This is a genomic window from Sediminibacterium salmoneum NBRC 103935, from assembly GCF_000511175.1.
Lineage (GTDB): Bacteria > Bacteroidota > Bacteroidia > Chitinophagales > Chitinophagaceae > Sediminibacterium > Sediminibacterium salmoneum.
Genome location: NZ_KI866530.1, coordinates 2,582,959 through 2,598,786 on the forward strand (window position 1 = coordinate 2,582,959; position 15,828 = coordinate 2,598,786).

Here is a 15,828-nt window from a genome sequence, read left to right on the forward strand (position 1 = left end):
ATCTCCTGTAATAACTACTTTCAGGTTTTTTGGAAGCTCTTCGCTTTCCTGCATTTCAGCCACAATTTTATTAATACCATCGGCAGTGTTGATTAGGTTTTCACCCGCTCTTTTTACAATATTGATGGTAATTACATTTTTTCCGTCTAAGCGCGCATAGCTCTCAGTTTCTTTAACCGTATCAATAATTTGTGCAACGTCCTGTAAATAAATAGGAGCTCCGTTCACATTTTTTACCTGAATATGCTGCATATCATAGGCAGTTTTGAACTGTCCTTTGATTTTGATATTGCGCTTCATGGTTCCTACTTCCACCAAACCACCACTGATATCCTTATTCTCTAGGTTAACGGCAGATTCAATGTCTCTGAAAGTTAATTTTGCTGCAGCCAGTTTTGCAGGATCTATATTAATTTGAATTTCTCTTTCAGGTGCACCTACAATTTCTGCCCGGTTTACTTCTTTCAGTTCTTCAAAACGATCCTGTAGCTTATCAGCATATTGTTTAAGCTTTACTCCGTCAAAATCCCCACTGAGGTTCACAAACATGATGGGCTGATCACTGATGGAAAACTCCTGCACATTGGGCAAAGAAGTTAAGTCGTTAGGTAGGTCGGTCTGTGCCTTGTCTACTGCGTCTTTTACTTTAATCTTGGCAATTTCAGGTTTAATATCGGTATCAAATTCCACCACAATCAAACTGTAATCCTGTTGTGAAGTGGATTGAATTTTATTCACTTTGGCACCGCTGATCCCTTTTAATTGTTTTTCAATGGGTCGGGTAACCAGGTTTTCGATGTCTTTGGGTGAGTTACCAAAATAAACAGTAGTGATAGAAATGGTAGGTACCACAATATCAGGAAACTGCTCTTTGGGAAGGGTAGTGAACTTATTTAATCCATACAATGAAATCAATATTGTGATAACATAAACAGCCGTCCGGTTGTCAATGGCCCAGCTGGTAGGTTTAAATTCTTTGAATTTTTTGGCAACGCCTTCTATGAAATTCATATCTAGTATTTTTTATTTTCTTAAAACCTTTACAGCCTGTCCGTCATAAATATTCTGGTATCCTTCAGTGATTAATAAATCATTTTCGTTTAAACCAGATTTCACTTCAATCAGACTGCCGTAGAATTCACCTACAGTGATCATTTTCTTTCTTGCTACCATTTTCTTTCCTTCCTGCACTGCTATATAAACATATTTACCTTTCTCTTCGGTTTGTACGGTATTTACATTGATTGCAATGGCATTGGGAGCTTCATAATCCTGAAACTTAACCTGAGCCAATTGGTTGGGTCTGATATTGGCATCGTAAGGTATTTTTATTTCAACATCAAAACTTCTGGTATTGGCATCAATACTTCTGCTGGCAGTTGAAACATTTGCCTTGATTTCTTTATTCAGGTCTGGCAAACTGATAATGCTCACTGATCCAGCTTTAATACGATTGCTGTAGTTTTCCGGAACGCGGGTAACCACTTTCATGTTTTGCGTATTCACAATCTTTATCTGCGGAGTAACACCAGCTAGTCCAACAAAAATTTCCCCCACTCTTACATTCAATTCGTCCACTACACCATTAACGTCTGCAACAATATTTGTAGCGCGCAACTGCTCTTCGGTCACTTTTACCTGCTCTTCTGCAGCTGCCAGTTGTCTTTCTAAAGACTGCACATTGTTTTTAGCTGAAATCAATTGCACTTCTGTTCCAATGCCCTCTTTCCATAGGTTGCTTTGTCTGTTGTAGAGGTCCTTGGCAAAACTCAATTGACTTTTTACGGTTTCAATAGATTTCTGAGCTGCAACAACAGACTGTCTTAAAACTGCATCATCCAGTTTAATTAACAGCTGTCCCTTTGATACCAGATCACCTCTTTTTACGTAAAGTGCTTTCACTTGTCCTCCGCCCATTCTGGGGGACACATAAGAAATATTATCAGATGTAATATTTCCCTGCAAGTCTATATAATGAACAAAAGTTGATTTGCCAACAGGTGTGATATCAATTAACTTGGAAGTGGCTCCTGCAGATGCAGTATCCAGCTGATTAATTTCGTTTTGCAATGTGGTAATCTGATCTGCCAGTTTGTTCTGTTCTGATTTCAGTTTTTCAAGAGCTGCTTTTTTAGAAGCCAGATCGTTACCTTCTGTGTTTTTATTACCACAGCTGCTGATAACCAGGAGGGCAGCGGTAACAGGTAGTATAAATATTGATTTTCTCATTGTTATGGTTTTAATATGTTTAAAGTTTTCCGGTTGCGGTTAAATAATCTACTCTGGCTATAATGGCATCGTACAAAGCAGAGATATAATTGGTTTGTGCGGCTTTCAGGTCAACATCAGCTGCATTGATCTCTGTATTAGATCCGGTACCTGCTTCGTATTTTTTCTTGGTTTGCTGGTATACTTTCTCTGCAAGAGACATATTGTTCTTCTGAAAATCCAAAGTAGCAATGGCAGTTTTGTATTTTAATCTTGCCTGCTCCACAGACTGGTCAATATTCAGTTTAAGGTTCTCCAATTGATTGCTGGTTTGTTCCAGTTCAATTTTAGCTTTCTTAATTCTGGCATCTTTTGCAAATCCGCTGAAAATAGGAACAGAAATGTTTAATCCTATAGAGGAAGCGGTAAACCAATCTCCTTTTCCAAAAAAGTTAAACTGATTTCTTTGCGCCAGCTTACTGTAAGAAGCACCCAGTGCAACTGTAGGCAATTTGCTCAGCTCGTACCTTTTAACATTGAAATTATTCAATTGCTTCGCAGAAGTAAGGTATTGAAAATCTTTGCGATCCTGGTAGTTATACTCCTGCATCGTAATGTCATCTTTAATCTGGTTGTAATCGAGCGTATCAGTTAAAACCAGTGTATCTGCAGCCGGCATACCTATAAGGGTCTTAAGTCCAATGTATCCCATGGCAATACTATTCATTGCCTTTATTTTTTCTGTACTTAAATTGTTCAGCTGAACTTCAATTTTATCAATATCAATTCTTTCAGCAAACCCATTTTTGTATAATGCTTTCACATCATAATCTAGTTTTTGCAATCGCTTGATATTGGCATCCAGCAATTCAATCTGGGTTTTGCTTACTACCAGCTGATAGTACACTTTGTAAATATTCGTCTTGATATTTTCCTCGGTTACTTTAGCGGCTGCTTCCTGAAAATCAATGGATGCTTTTCTTGCCTGTAAACCAATAAATACCTGTCCGTCGAACAACAACTGTTGTAGTGAAACACCCACAGTTGAATTCCACTTTGTTCCGAACTGAGCAGCAATAAATCCAAAGTCTCCGGGCATTTGAATAGGATTACCATTACCATCTTTCACCCCCTCATTTACCAGCACCTGATAGGTGGCCGGAGAAATAAAGTTGGGAATTGTTTGCACTGCTACATTGGGGAAGTGATTCGCAGCAACGGATCCGGAAATGGTTGGTAAGGCTGATGCTGTTATTTCCCTGTTTGTCTGCATTTGAGCCTGAATGGCTAATAGGGCATTTTTTACCTGCACATTGTTCTTCTGTGCAAATGCCACAGCTTGTTGCACACTGAATTCGTATCTGCTTGTCTTTTGCGCATTTGAAGCACCGGCTAACATCAATAAACTCAGTACGCTGAACATTTTGATTCGCTTGTACATATTATTTTTCTCTTTGCTTTTTATACTTGTGAATTAATTTTTGCCCTTTTGGCGTGCAAATACCATATAAAAAATGTTCCATCAATTCCATTTCCACTTCAACCAGTGTAAACTTCCCCTGCATAAAAATTTCAGGATTAAAACCGAGGAATACACTTTCGATTCTGTATCTGGAAAGGATGTCAATGTTTAAATCTTCTCTGTAGTTGCCTTCTGCAATACCTCTGATGAGGTTTTCTTTGGTAATGTTTACAAAAAACTTGTTCTTGTGTGCATTCATCTTCTTGTATGCTTCCGGATGGTACTTCTGCATTTCAAAAATGATGGATGGGTTCATAGTGGTTAGCATTTCCTGCAGCATATCGAATGCCCTGAAAACTTCATGAACAGCATTGTCGCAACTCACAGCAATGCGACCACATTCCTGCATGTCCTGCTCAATTTCCTTTTGCACAACAGCGTCCACAAGACTATCCTTGTCCTTAAAATACTGGTAAAGCGTTTTTTTACTGGCGCCCAAGTTGGATGCGATATCGTCCATGGTGATACTCTTTAATCCATAACGGAAAAAGAGTTCCTGGGCTTTTTCAACAATTCTTTGCTCCATAGTTAAAAATTCGGACGCAAAACTATGGAAACTATTTTAGTTACCAAAGTTTCCATTAAGTTTTTTATTAAATTATTGTTAAACACCCGATAGAAGAGGATGAGCGGCAACACCCGGCAACCCTTATTGATTCACCGAACTCCGTTTCTTAGCCTATCTTGCAGGATATATGACTTTCAAAGCCATTTTAAAACGCTTATTACAGTACTTTTTCCAGGGATTGATTGTATTGGCTCCAATAGGAATCACTTTCTGGGTAGTCATCAGTCTGTTTAATGTGGTGGATAATCTTTTGCCTAGTTTTCTTCAAAATCTGGCCCCGGACTTAGTAAGAAGAGATGCCAATGGTAATATCATTCGTATGCCGGGTCTGGGATTTGTGGTAGTAATTGGGGTTGTATTACTGGTAGGCTGGCTTTCCTCCTTATTTGCCATCAATCGTATTGTAGCATTATTAGATACGGTGCTGGAAAAAACTCCTGGTATCAAGTTCATTTATTCCTCTGTTAAAGATTTTCTGGAAGCCTTTGCAGGAAATAAAAAGAAATTCAATCAACCGGTTCTGGTAAATGTAGACGGGGAAGATATCTGGAGAGTTGGATTCATCACCCAGGAAACCAGTGCCGATTTTGGATTAGAGGACCATGTAACTGTTTATGTGCCTCATTCCTATGCTATTTCGGGCATAACCTATTTTGTACCCAAAAACAAGGTGAAGCCCCTGCCCAATATTGGTGCTGCAGATGCCATGAAATTTACTGTTTCCGGCGGAGTTACAGATGTAAATGACTAGCCATGATTATTGCAGTAAATGCTATTTTTTTCCAGGATGATTATCTAGAGGGCTACGGGCAGTATGCGGTTTCTGTTTTTGAACTGCTGGTTCGCAACCATCCGGAACATGATTTTGTTTTTGTTTACGACAGGCCTCATCAAAAAGAATGGATAACAGGCCCCAATGTAAAGTCGGTAACCATTGCCCCTGCAGCCCGCCATGTGCCAGCATTTTTGTATTGGTACAATGTAAGTGCAGCGTTGGCGGTAAAAAAATGCAAGGCAGATATCTGGATTCAACCCTATGGTTTTTGCAGTTTAGTTTCCGGTATACCACAGCTATTGGTTATTCACGATCTGGCTTTTAAACATGTTCCCCAATCCATTGCCTGGCATCAGCGATTCTTTTATCAAACTTTTACTCCCTTTTTTCTAAAGAAGGCCAAAAGAACCATCACGGTTTCTGAATTTTCCAAACAGGATATTTTACAATTCTATCCCAATAAAGCCAAATCTATTGAAGTGGTGAGTGGCGCTGCCAGAGCTGGTTTCAGGCCCATCAGCTGGGAAGAAAAAGAGCAGGTGAAAGAAGCGTATACCGACGGTTACGAATACTTTATTTGTGTGGGGGGAATTAGTCCGCGAAAAAATATGCTGAATATTCTCAAGGCATTTTCCTTGTTTAAAAAATGGCATAAAAGCAATATGAAACTGGTTTTTGCAGGCAGGCTGGCCTGGCAATACCAGGACTTTACTGAGAAACTCAAAACATACAAATACAGAAACGATGTGGTGTTAACCGGTTATGTAACAGATGAAATTCTGGCCCGATTAACCGCATCGTCCTATGCGGCTATATATGTTTCTCATTTTGAGGGATTTGGACTGCCGGTTCTGGAAGCCATGCAATCTGGGGTACCTGTAATTACGGCCAATAACTCCAGTATGCCCGAAGTGGGCGGAGATGCTGCTTTGTACGCGGAAGCGGATCAGCCCGATACCATTGCCGCCCATATGCAAACCCTGTACAAAAACGAACAGATTCGTGAAAAATTGGTACAGAAAGGATTAGAAAGGGCAAAACAGTACAGCTGGGAAAAAGCAGCCGACCTGTTTTGGCAGGAAATACTCGCTACCAAAGCAGTTTCGTCTTAGTTTTGCGGCATTCTAAATAATTGAACGATATGAAACAATCAACGATTACCGTTAATGTGAGTTTGGATGAGAATAAAGTGCCTCAGCATATTAATTGGTCGGCTTCTGATAGTACTGCAGACCTTAAACAGGATGCCAAAGCCATGATGCTGGCTTTCTGGGACGGAGCAGACAAATCTGCTATGCGCATAGACCTTTGGACCAAAGACATGATGGTAGATGAAATGGCCGATTTTTATTACCAGACTTTTATGGGTATGGCCGATGCGTTCATGAGGGCAACTCAACAGCAGGAACTGGTAGATGACATGAAAGCACATGCGAAAACTTTTTATAAAAAGTTTCGTGATTCACAAATCAATCAAAACAAATAATTATGAGTCTGGAAATACAAGTGATGGGCGTAATGAAAGACGCCATGAAAGCAAAAGATGAAGCATTATTAAGAGGATTAAGAGCTATCAAAGCCGAAATTATTAAAGCCAAAACAGAACCTGGTGCCAATGGCCAGATTAATGAAGAGCAGGAGCAAAAGTTGTTGCTAAAACTGGTAAAACAAAGAAAAGATTCTTTGGAAATTTATCAGCAACAAAACCGTGCAGACCTTGCACAGAAAGAGTTAGAGGAAATTGCAGTTATTGAAAAGTTTCTTCCGAAGCAGTTAAGTCAGGAAGAGCTGGAAGCGGCAATTGCAGCCATTATTGCAGAAACAGGCGCAACTGCCATCTCCGATTTAGGTAAAGTTATGGGTGTAGCTTCCAAGCAATTAGCCGGTAAAGCAGAAGGCAAAGCAATTGCAGCAACAGTAAAAGCGTTATTGAGTAAATAACCATTATGTTTTTAGATATAGTAGTGCTGGCATTGCTGGTTCTTGCAATCATTAAAGGATTTAAACAAGGATTGGTTTTGGCAGCACTTTCTTTTATAGCCATTTTTATTGGTCTGGCCGCAGCTTTGAAATGTAGTACGCTGGTTGCCGGATGGATTGGCAGCACTGTGAATGTAGGTTCATCCTGGTTACCCTTTCTGGCATTTATCCTGATTATGGCCGGGGTATTTATTGGGGTAAGGATGCTAAGTACTGTTATTGAACAGATGCTTGAATTGTCCATGTTGGGCTGGGCCAATAAATTAGGTGGTATCCTGATTTATTCCCTGCTTTATATAACTGTATTCAGCGTACTGACTTTTTATACAGAGAAAATGGAACTGCTGAGCAAGGAAACCATTCAAACTTCCCAAACCTACCCCTATATACATTTGTGGGGTCCGTATGCAGTTGAGGGCTTTGGAAGCGTAATCCCTTTCTTTAAGGATTTATTTAGCGATTTGACCGATTTTTTTGATGGATTAAATACCAATAAGGGCTGAAAATCTCTTTTATTTTGATTACTTTAGCAACAATTGCTAGGCCTTACGAAAATCAAGCCAATGAATTACGAGTTAAAAGAAATTGATAAGTATAAGTTTATAGAAGAAGGAGAAGGAGAGACTTTGCTGCTCTTGCACGGACTGTTTGGTGCAATGAGCAATTTTGCAGATTTAATTGAACATTTTAGAAAAAACTATCGGGTAGTGGTACCTATTTTACCCTTATTCGATTTAGATATTTTTCATACCAGTGTTGGTGGCTTGGAAAAATTCGTTCACAAATTTGTAGAAACCCGCGGTTACACCAATATTCATTTGTTGGGAAATTCATTGGGAGGACATGTGGCATTGGTTCATGTTTTGAAACATCCCGAAAAAATTAAAACATTAACGCTTACTGGTAGCAGCGGGCTTTTTGAAAATGGTATGGGAGATAGTTATCCTAAAAGAGGAGACTACGAGTACATCAGAAAAAAAACCGAATTAACTTTTTACGACCCTGCCATGGCTACCAAAGAACTGGTAGACGAAGTTTTTGAAATTACCAATAGCAGGGTTAAGGTAATTAAAATTATAGCATTGGCTAAAAGCGCCATTCGTAACAACCTGGGCGAAGAGTTAAATCAAATTAAACAACCCACTTGCTTAATCTGGGGCAACAACGATACCATAACCCCTCCGTTTGTGGGCAAAGAGTTCAACAAGTTGATACCCAATAGTGAATTGCATTTTATTGATAAATGCGGACACGCACCTATGATGGAAGTGCCTGCTGAATTCAATGTAATCCTGGAAGGCTTTTTAGGTAAACACAAAGGATAATTCACTGTGTTGCCTGAATCATTTTGTACATTTGTACTTCAATGGTTGTATCGCAAATTGTAAATACCAGTTTCCCCTCGCTGAATATTTCGGACAAGCCATCTTTTGCCTTGCAGCTAATGGATGACTACGATGTGCTTCATTTACCTGTTTTAAGCGAGGAAAAATTTGTGGGTTTGGTTGCTAAGGAAGATATGCTGGATGCAATGGACGCAGACATGCATTTATCCAGTCCTGAATTACTCAGGAAACTTTCCATACAACCTGAGGAAAATTTACTGGGAGCTTTAAACCTGATTGCCAATCATGAGCTTTCTATCTTGCCCGTTGTAAACGCACAGATGGAATTACAAGGAGTTATACTTACCAAAGAATTTCTCAAGTCGATGTCTACTTTTTTAGGAAACGATGAAAAAGGGGCTGTTATAGTACTGGAGACAGAAAAGAGAAACTTTTCTTTTGGTGAGCTTAGCCGATTGGTTGAAACCAATGATGCCTATATTACTCAATTAAATACATATACAGAAGCAGGGACAGGGCTGGTTGTTATTACCATTAAAATCAATAAGATTGAGGTTTCTGATATAGTAGCTACGTTTCAGCGCTACGATTATGTGGTAAGACATTTTTATGGGGAAGAAGAATATGCGAATGAGCTGAAAGAAAATTACCAGCACTTGCTGTCGTACCTGAATATGTAGTTATTAAAATCCAATTCATGAAAGTTGCCATTTATAGTCGTGGCTTAGATATAGAACAAGAAAATCCGCTGTTGATTTTATTGGAAGAACTAAGTAGGCATGATACAGAAATATTGCTTTTTAATACCTTATTTGAACAGTTTAATATTCCACAACAGCTTTGTAGTAAAGTTCAGCATTTTTCCGGGTACGAAGACCTGGATGAGTCAATTGACTGTGTAATTAGTTTGGGGGGAGATGGAACCATGCTTGATACCATTACACTAATCAGAGAAAAAAATATTCCGGTGCTGGGTATTAATTTCGGAAGATTGGGTTTTCTGGCGAGTATCAGCAGAGAAGAATTGTCTACAGCAGTAGATGCTTTAGTGAATCACACGTATATCATTGATAAACGTACCCTGATACATCTGGACTCCAATGTTCCATTGTTTACTGATGCCCCTTTTGCGCTGAACGAATTTACCATTCACAAGAAAGACACTTCCCCCATGATTAAGATTCACACTTATATGAATGGGGAGTTTTTAAATACCTATTGGGCAGATGGATTAATTGTTTCTACCCCTACCGGATCAACAGGGTACAACCTAAGTTGCAATGGACCTATTTTATTTCCAGACTCTTCCAGCCTGGTTATCACCCCTATTTGTCCGCATAATTTAAATGTCCGTTCCATTGTTATACCCGACAATAATATTATTTCTTTTGAGGTAGAGGGAAGGGCTGATGAGTTTATTGTGGCAATGGATGCACGCAGAGAACTGGTGCCCAAATCGGTTCAACTGGCTGTACGAAAAGAATCATTTAACATTAGTTTAATAAGATTAAACGAAAATACTTTTCTCTCCACGCTGCGAACAAAGCTTACCTGGGGTCTTGATAAAAGAAATTAACAAATTAGATAATGAAATTTGTTGCTATTTTACAAGACCAATAGAAGTCTATAGATCATATGTTGAAAAAGCTTTTAATTATTCTCCTTTCTTTGTCGGCCGGAATTTCGGCGAAAGCCCAGTTAATGGAAAGCTTTTTGCATTCAGGTGAAATTGGTATTGGAGTTGGAATGGGACATTATTTCGGAGATCTGAATCCTGAAATCCGTTTCAATCGACCCAAAACGGCTTTTGGGCTTTTCTACAGAAAACAAATCAATAATTATATCAGCGTTCGTTTATCTGGGGAATATGCTTTGCTGGGTTACTCGGACCGATACAGTAATAATGATGTACAAAGATCCAGAAACCTCAGTTTTAATTCTAATGTGTGGGAAGTGGGTATTTCCGGGGATTTTAATTTTTTCCGTTTCCAGCCTGGATTTGAGGGATTTAATTTTACCCCCTATATAGGGTTGGGTATCGGGGCCTTTTCCTATGATCCCTATGCTTATCTGGGTGGGCAAAAATATTTTTTACGATTGTTGGGCACAGAGGGTCAGGGATCTTCCCTTTATTTAGACCGCCAGTATTATAATCCGGTGGCCATCAGCATCCCCTTTACTTTTGGGGCAAAATATGCTTTGAATGCCCGGACCAATGTATTTGCTGAATTAATTTACCGGTTTACCAATACCGATTTTTTAGACGATGTAAGCGGCCAAACCTATGCTCCGGATGCGTTTTCGCCTCTTCCTGATGGGTCTCCCAGCCCGGCATTCCTGTTACAGGACAGAAGCTATGAAACCGGCGCTTCCATTGGTGTTAAGGGAAGACAAAGGGGAAATAGCCTCAAAGCCGACGCTTTTGCAACCATTAAAGTGGGCATTTCCTTTAACCTGCACAACTACCGCTGCCCTACTTATTAGTCTATAAGGCAGTTTTAAGGGATTTAAATCCTTAAAAACCATTGATTTTGTTAATTTTGCACACTAAATTAATCCCATGGTTAAAAAGGAAGACCTTTTGCCGCAAATTAACAAAGACCGTTTACCTAAACATATTGCCATCATTATGGATGGAAATGGTCGTTGGGCGGAGGAAAAAGGACAGGACCGTTTATATGGTCATTTTCATGGGGTAGAGAGCGTTAGAGATATTGTAGAAGGCGCAGCAGAGCTAGGTGTGGGCTATCTTACCCTATATGCATTCAGTACGGAAAACTGGGACAGACCTCAGCCGGAAGTAGATGGATTAATGGCATTACTGGTAGATACCATCCGTAAAGAAGTGCCGGTGCTCAATAAGAATAATATTCGTTTGCATGTAATTGGAAATACAGATTTATTGCCTGAGTTTGCCAAGACTGCTTTGCAGGAAGCTTTGCAAATGACAGAAAGCAATACAGGCCTGAATCTCATTATGGCATTGAGTTATAGCAGTCGCTGGGAACTGGTGAATGCCGTAAAAATATCGGGCTGGATGTTGCCAGTGGGGTTATCGATCCAAAAGAAATAACCGCCGAAACTTTGCAGCATTACCTTGCAACCAGTAACTTTCCAGACCCTGAGCTGATGATCAGAACCAGTGGTGAATATAGAATCAGTAACTTTTTATTGTATCAGCTGGCCTATGCTGAACTGTATTTTACCAATACACGCTGGCCAGACTTCAGAAAAGAGAACCTGTATGAAGCCATTATAGATTTTCAATCCAGGGAAAGGAGATTTGGCAAAACCGGCCATCAGGTGCAAACCGAGACCAGTATTGCTTAGTTTATTTAACAAACAGTTTTCATTATTCGGGGTAATTTGCCCAGCTTAAAGAACCAAATTAATTGCTGCGTGTGCGGAAATAACCAACCGCCAACAGAACAAACAGAAACGGGATGCATAAAGTGTTTAAATTATCGGTGTTCGCTTTAGTTGTTTTATTATTTACTAAACCTGCATTTGCACAACAAACTTCTGATACAACCATCCGCTCTATTGACGCAGATCTGATCAATCTTTTCAACCAAAAAACTCCCAAGAAGTACAGGATTGCAGCAGTAAAAGTAGTAGGGAACAGTTTTTTTGATGAGAATCTGCTGATCTCTATAGCCAACTTGAATATTGGGGATGAAGTTACCATTCCGGGTGGCGATAATTTTTCCAAAGCTATTACCAAACTCTGGAGCCAGAACTATTTTAGTGATGTTGAAATATATATAACCAAGCTGGAAGGCAAAGAGATTGATATAGAAATTTCAGTTACGGAACGTCCCCGTTTATCTAATTTCTTCTTTAAAGGTATTCCAAAAGGTCAGGCCGATGAATTAAGAGGCAAAACCGGATTGGTTCCTAACCGTGTAGTAACTGAAAATATGAAAATCACCGCTTCTGAAGTAATCAAGAAGTTTTATGGTGAGAAGGGGTACAGAGACACCAAGGTTAAAATTGCGGAAAGAAGGGATAGTACTTTTGCCAACACGCTTGCGTTGGATTTCTTTATTGATAAGGGGCCAAAGGTAAAAATCAACAATATCAATTTCGGGGATATTACCATTGATGAGGTTAAATTGAAAAAACAACTTAAAGGGTCAAAGGAAAGGTCCAGACTTACTTTGTTCCCTGTTATGGATAGCGGCCGAATTGTGGTTCCTAAAAACTACACTTTCGAAGAATACCTGAAAGAAAAAGGCTATTTAACTTTCAGTAAAACAAAGCGGGTGATGGATCCATACATGAGGATCAAATTCAGTTCTGCAAAGTTCGACGAAAAGAAATATTTAGAAGACAAAGAGTCTTTGCTGGAATATTATAACACTTTGGGGTATAGAGACGCGGTGATTGATAAAGATACTGTGTATAGTGTTGGTAACGGCAATCTGAACATCGACCTTAAGATGAACGAAGGAAGAAAATATTACTTCGGTAATATTTCCTGGAGAGGGAACACCAAATATTCTGATTCAATTTTAACTACAATCCTCGGAATTAAAAAAGGAGATATCTATAACCTGGATGTATTGAATAAGAGACTGGGTAAATCTTCTACTCCGGATGGAATGGATATCAGTGGATTGTATCAGGATGATGGTTATTTGTTCTTCAGAACAGAACCCATTGAAACAGCGGTGTACAACGATACCATCGATTTTGAGATTCGCATTATTGAAGGTCCGCAAGCAACCATTAAGAATGTTCGTATTGCAGGTAATGACCGTACCAAAGAATATGTAATCAGAAGAGAAATCAGAACCATCCCCGGGGAAAAATTCAGCCGTCAGCTATTAATTCGTTCGGTGCGTGAACTGGCTCAGTTGAATTATTTTAACCAGGAAAAAATTACTCCTAATCCGGTGCCTAATCAGGAAGACGGAACGGTAGACATCAACTATAGTGTTGAAGAAAAATCAAGCGATCAGCTGGAATTGAGTGCAGGATGGGGTGGTTTGATTGGATTGACTGGTACCCTGGGTGTATCGTTCAATAACTTTTCTGCAAAGAATTTATTTAAGAAATCAGCCTGGGATCCATTGCCAATGGGAGATGGTCAGAAGTTGAGTCTGCGTGTTCAGAGTAATGGTCGTGCATTCCGTTCTTATAACTTCTCTTTCACCGAGCCCTGGTTAGGTGGTAAAAAAAGAAATGCATTAACAGTCAGCGTTTTCAATACCAAGTTTGGTCAGACATTCGACCCGTTAACCGGTCGTTTTGATCCTGCCATTGCAAGTCAGCGATATATTTCTACTACAGGGGCAACGGCAAGTATTGCCCGTCAGTTAAAATGGCCAGATGACTATTTCTCTTTGTCGATGGGTTTAAACTATACCCGATATAAACTAAGTAACTATGCCATTGACCCTACCAACTTACCTGGTTTTGACAATGGTATTGTAAACAACCTGAACTTCAGAATTGCTTTACAGCGTTCTTCTATAGACCAGCCTATGTTCCCTAAAACAGGGTCTAACTTCCTGGCCAGTTTACAGATTACTCCACCGTATTCTTTAATTAATAGCAGTATTAATCCTGCAGATAACCCATACAAATGGATTGAATACCATAAGTGGCGTTTTAACGGGGAATGGTTTGTTCCATTGGGTAAACCACACGGAGAAGACCGAAACAAACAATTCGTAATGCGTTTTGCTGCTAAGTTTGGTTTTGTGGGCAGATTCAACGAAAAGTTACAGATTTCTCCATTCGAACGTTTCCAGGTAGGGGATGCGGGTTTAACCAACCAGTTTGCCTTATTAGGATTTGATATTGTGGCACACAGAGGCTATCCGGTTTATGATAACTCTAATCCACGTGTAAACCCTGATCAGCAAAGAGCCAGCCAATACTTTACCATCTTTAATAAATACACGATGGAATTAAGGTATCCGCTTAGCCTTAACCCAAGCAGTACCATTTTTGGTTTGGCTTTCTTTGAAGCAGCCAATGGCTGGTATTCCTTTAAAGATTATAATCCATTCCAGCTAAGACGTTCTGTGGGTGTAGGTATGAGATTCTTTTTACCTATGTTTGGATTGCTCGGATTCGATTATGGCATAGGATTGGATAGGTTTAATGGAACCAATCAGTTAAGGGATGCAGCACGCTTTACCTTTATGCTTGGATTTGAACCTGAATAACCATAAAATTATCGGTATGAAAAAAATTCTAGTTGCTTTTACCACGCTTTTATTGCTTACTACTGTAGTAAGCGCACAACAACGTTATGCCATTATTGACACCAAGTACATTCTGAGTAAAATACCGGAGTACAAAGACGCAGACAAAAAGCTGCAGCTGGTAGGGGAACAATGGCAGAAAGAAATTGACGATAAGCAGGCAATCCTCGACAAAATGTATAAAAACTACGAAGCAGAGCAGGTAATGCTAACCGAGGAGTTGAAGAAAAAACGGGAAGATGAACTTTTTGTAAAAGAAAAGGAAATCCGCGATTTGCAGAAAAAGCGCTTCGGATACGAAGGAGATTTGTTCAAGGAACGTCAAAAATTAGTTAAACCTATACAGGATAAAGTCTACAATGCCATTCAAAAAATAGCAGTAGCAAGGGTTTATGATTTTATCTTGGATAAAAGTGAAGGAATTACCGTTATATTTGCCGACCCCAAACTGGATAAATCCGATGAGGTTTTGAGAGAGTTGGGCATAAGAAACTAGTTAATCAAAAACAAACAATAAATTTCATTACAATGAAAAAATTTCTCTTTGTGTGTGTGGCAATCGCTGCGGTTACACTTTTCTCTAACAGCGCCAGCGCTCAGGTTAAAATTGGTTATTTTGATGAGCAAGCCGCTCTTTCTTTGTTCCCTGGTATTGCTAAAATTGACACCCTTTTAAATAGCTACAGAATAGACTCTTTGCAAGAAGAGTACAAATATACTTTGGCTGACTACCAACGCAGAGACAGCATCTTCAAAAAAGATTCTGCAACTATGCCTCCTAAAGCAAGAGAAATGGCAACCAGAGAATTACTACAGGCCCGTTACAAATTGGTTAACTGGACTGAATATTCTCAGCAAATGGAACAAGCTAAATACGAAGAACTGGTAGATCCATTCAGACAAAAATTATATGCTGCCGTTCAGGAAGTAGTTGCTGAACAGAAGTATACATTGGTTTTAAAAGCAGAAACCATTTCTCCTTATGTAAGACCTAATTTATTGGATAATATTACTATCCGTGCAGCACAGAAATTAAAGCTTCCTTTACCAAAGGAAATTGAAGACGCATGGAAAGCAGCTTCCGGAAGCAGCGGTGCTCCGGCTCCAACCAAACCAGCGGCTAAGCCAGCAGGAAAAGGATAGTCTTGTCTGATTATAATTAAAGCATTGATATAGCCTCTCTGATTTACTTCAGAGAGGTTTTTGTTTTT

The 15,828-nt window shown here is 39.5% G+C and carries 18 protein-coding genes; 14 read left to right on the forward strand and 4 right to left on the reverse strand.

All coding sequences use genetic code 11. The features are described 5' to 3' along the window. The 4 genes from P767_RS18910 to P767_RS0112010 form a co-directional block, all read right to left on the reverse strand. On the reverse strand, positions 1–1,011 hold a 1,011-nt coding region (locus P767_RS18910; protein WP_037352755.1), incomplete at its 3' end, for an efflux RND transporter permease subunit. A gap of 12 nt (positions 1,012–1,023) precedes the next feature. Further along, the gene (locus P767_RS0112000; protein WP_026764701.1) at positions 1,024–2,229 is read right to left on the reverse strand and encodes an efflux RND transporter periplasmic adaptor subunit; all 1,206 of its coding nucleotides are present in this window, start codon (positions 2,227–2,229) and stop codon (positions 1,024–1,026) included. Between the two features lie 19 nt (positions 2,230–2,248). Further along, positions 2,249–3,649 carry a TolC family protein gene (locus P767_RS0112005; protein ID WP_026764702.1) on the reverse strand — a complete coding sequence of 467 codons (1,401 nt, stop codon included), beginning with the start codon at positions 3,647–3,649 and terminating at the stop codon, positions 2,249–2,251. Between the two features lies 1 nt (position 3,650). Then, positions 3,651–4,256, reverse strand: coding sequence for a TetR/AcrR family transcriptional regulator (locus P767_RS0112010; RefSeq protein WP_026764703.1), 606 nt, complete (start codon positions 4,254–4,256; stop codon positions 3,651–3,653). A gap of 169 nt (positions 4,257–4,425) precedes the next feature. On the opposite strand from P767_RS0112010, the gene P767_RS0112015 reads away from it, so the two are divergent. The 14 genes from P767_RS0112015 (at position 4,426) to P767_RS0112075 (ending at position 15,760) form a co-directional block, all read left to right on the forward strand. Further along, positions 4,426–5,049: a DUF502 domain-containing protein gene (locus tag P767_RS0112015; protein WP_026764704.1), complete on the forward strand. Its 624-nt coding sequence runs from the start codon at positions 4,426–4,428 to the stop codon at positions 5,047–5,049. 2 nt (positions 5,050–5,051) lie between these two features. Beyond that, a complete protein-coding gene (locus tag P767_RS0112020) occupies positions 5,052–6,185 on the forward strand; it encodes a glycosyltransferase family 4 protein (RefSeq protein ID WP_026764705.1) in 1,134 nt (377 codons plus the stop codon). 29 nt (positions 6,186–6,214) lie between these two features. Beyond that, positions 6,215–6,559 (forward strand): gliding motility protein GldC, encoded by a 345-nt coding sequence (gene gldC / locus P767_RS0112025; RefSeq protein WP_026764706.1) that lies wholly within the window; start codon positions 6,215–6,217, stop codon positions 6,557–6,559. Between the two features lie 2 nt (positions 6,560–6,561). Beyond that, a complete protein-coding gene (locus P767_RS0112030) occupies positions 6,562–7,014 on the forward strand; it encodes a GatB/YqeY domain-containing protein (RefSeq protein ID WP_026764707.1) in 453 nt (150 codons plus the stop codon). 5 nt (positions 7,015–7,019) lie between these two features. After that, the gene (locus P767_RS0112035; protein WP_026764708.1) at positions 7,020–7,556 is read left to right on the forward strand and encodes a CvpA family protein; all 537 of its coding nucleotides are present in this window, start codon (positions 7,020–7,022) and stop codon (positions 7,554–7,556) included. A gap of 60 nt (positions 7,557–7,616) precedes the next feature. Beyond that, positions 7,617–8,378, forward strand: a complete 762-nt coding sequence (locus tag P767_RS0112040; RefSeq protein WP_026764709.1) for an alpha/beta fold hydrolase — start codon at positions 7,617–7,619, stop codon at positions 8,376–8,378. A 41-nt stretch (positions 8,379–8,419) separates the two neighbouring features. After that, positions 8,420–9,079, forward strand: a complete 660-nt coding sequence (locus tag P767_RS0112045) for a CBS domain-containing protein (RefSeq protein WP_026764710.1) — start codon at positions 8,420–8,422, stop codon at positions 9,077–9,079. A gap of 17 nt (positions 9,080–9,096) precedes the next feature. Next, positions 9,097–9,975 (forward strand): NAD kinase, encoded by an 879-nt coding sequence (locus P767_RS0112050; protein WP_026764711.1) that lies wholly within the window; start codon positions 9,097–9,099, stop codon positions 9,973–9,975. Positions 9,976–10,034: 59 nt separating this feature from the next. Next, a complete protein-coding gene (gene porG / locus P767_RS0112055) occupies positions 10,035–10,883 on the forward strand; it encodes a type IX secretion system protein PorG (protein WP_245586885.1) in 849 nt (282 codons plus the stop codon). Between the two features lie 76 nt (positions 10,884–10,959). Beyond that, complete coding sequence (gene uppS, locus P767_RS19005; protein WP_262506403.1) at positions 10,960–11,472, forward strand: polyprenyl diphosphate synthase; 513 nt, start codon at positions 10,960–10,962, stop codon at positions 11,470–11,472. 11 nt (positions 11,473–11,483) lie between these two features. Next, complete coding sequence (locus tag P767_RS19010; RefSeq protein ID WP_262506404.1) at positions 11,484–11,729, forward strand: undecaprenyl diphosphate synthase family protein; 246 nt, start codon at positions 11,484–11,486, stop codon at positions 11,727–11,729. A gap of 113 nt (positions 11,730–11,842) precedes the next feature. Continuing rightward, positions 11,843–14,578, forward strand: coding sequence for a BamA/OMP85 family outer membrane protein (locus P767_RS0112065; RefSeq protein ID WP_026764713.1), 2,736 nt, complete (start codon positions 11,843–11,845; stop codon positions 14,576–14,578). A gap of 16 nt (positions 14,579–14,594) precedes the next feature. Next, positions 14,595–15,113 carry an OmpH/Skp family outer membrane protein gene (locus tag P767_RS0112070; RefSeq protein ID WP_026764714.1) on the forward strand — a complete coding sequence of 173 codons (519 nt, stop codon included), beginning with the start codon at positions 14,595–14,597 and terminating at the stop codon, positions 15,111–15,113. Positions 15,114–15,145: 32 nt separating this feature from the next. Beyond that, positions 15,146–15,760 (forward strand): OmpH/Skp family outer membrane protein, encoded by a 615-nt coding sequence (locus P767_RS0112075; RefSeq protein WP_026764715.1) that lies wholly within the window; start codon positions 15,146–15,148, stop codon positions 15,758–15,760. The last annotated feature ends 68 nt before the right edge of the window (positions 15,761–15,828 follow it).

Coding starts and splice junctions, on each gene's coding strand:
- P767_RS0112020 (WP_026764705.1), top strand. CDS start 5,052: ATGATTATTGCAGTAAATGCTATTTTTTTCCAGGATGATTATCTAGAG.
- P767_RS0112040 (WP_026764709.1), top strand. CDS start 7,617: ATGAATTACGAGTTAAAAGAAATTGATAAGTATAAGTTTATAGAAGAA.
- P767_RS0112010 (WP_026764703.1), bottom strand. CDS start 4,256: ATGGAGCAAAGAATTGTTGAAAAAGCCCAGGAACTCTTTTTCCGTTAT.
- P767_RS0112045 (WP_026764710.1), top strand. CDS start 8,420: ATGGTTGTATCGCAAATTGTAAATACCAGTTTCCCCTCGCTGAATATT.
- P767_RS0112030 (WP_026764707.1), top strand. CDS start 6,562: ATGAGTCTGGAAATACAAGTGATGGGCGTAATGAAAGACGCCATGAAA.
- porG (WP_245586885.1), top strand. CDS start 10,035: ATGTTGAAAAAGCTTTTAATTATTCTCCTTTCTTTGTCGGCCGGAATT.
- P767_RS0112035 (WP_026764708.1), top strand. CDS start 7,020: ATGTTTTTAGATATAGTAGTGCTGGCATTGCTGGTTCTTGCAATCATT.
- P767_RS0112075 (WP_026764715.1), top strand. CDS start 15,146: ATGAAAAAATTTCTCTTTGTGTGTGTGGCAATCGCTGCGGTTACACTT.
- uppS (WP_262506403.1), top strand. CDS start 10,960: ATGGTTAAAAAGGAAGACCTTTTGCCGCAAATTAACAAAGACCGTTTA.
- gldC (WP_026764706.1), top strand. CDS start 6,215: ATGAAACAATCAACGATTACCGTTAATGTGAGTTTGGATGAGAATAAA.
- P767_RS0112015 (WP_026764704.1), top strand. CDS start 4,426: ATGACTTTCAAAGCCATTTTAAAACGCTTATTACAGTACTTTTTCCAG.
- P767_RS0112050 (WP_026764711.1), top strand. CDS start 9,097: ATGAAAGTTGCCATTTATAGTCGTGGCTTAGATATAGAACAAGAAAAT.
- P767_RS0112065 (WP_026764713.1), top strand. CDS start 11,843: ATGCATAAAGTGTTTAAATTATCGGTGTTCGCTTTAGTTGTTTTATTA.
- P767_RS0112000 (WP_026764701.1), bottom strand. CDS start 2,229: ATGAGAAAATCAATATTTATACTACCTGTTACCGCTGCCCTCCTGGTT.
- P767_RS0112070 (WP_026764714.1), top strand. CDS start 14,595: ATGAAAAAAATTCTAGTTGCTTTTACCACGCTTTTATTGCTTACTACT.
- P767_RS0112005 (WP_026764702.1), bottom strand. CDS start 3,649: ATGTACAAGCGAATCAAAATGTTCAGCGTACTGAGTTTATTGATGTTA.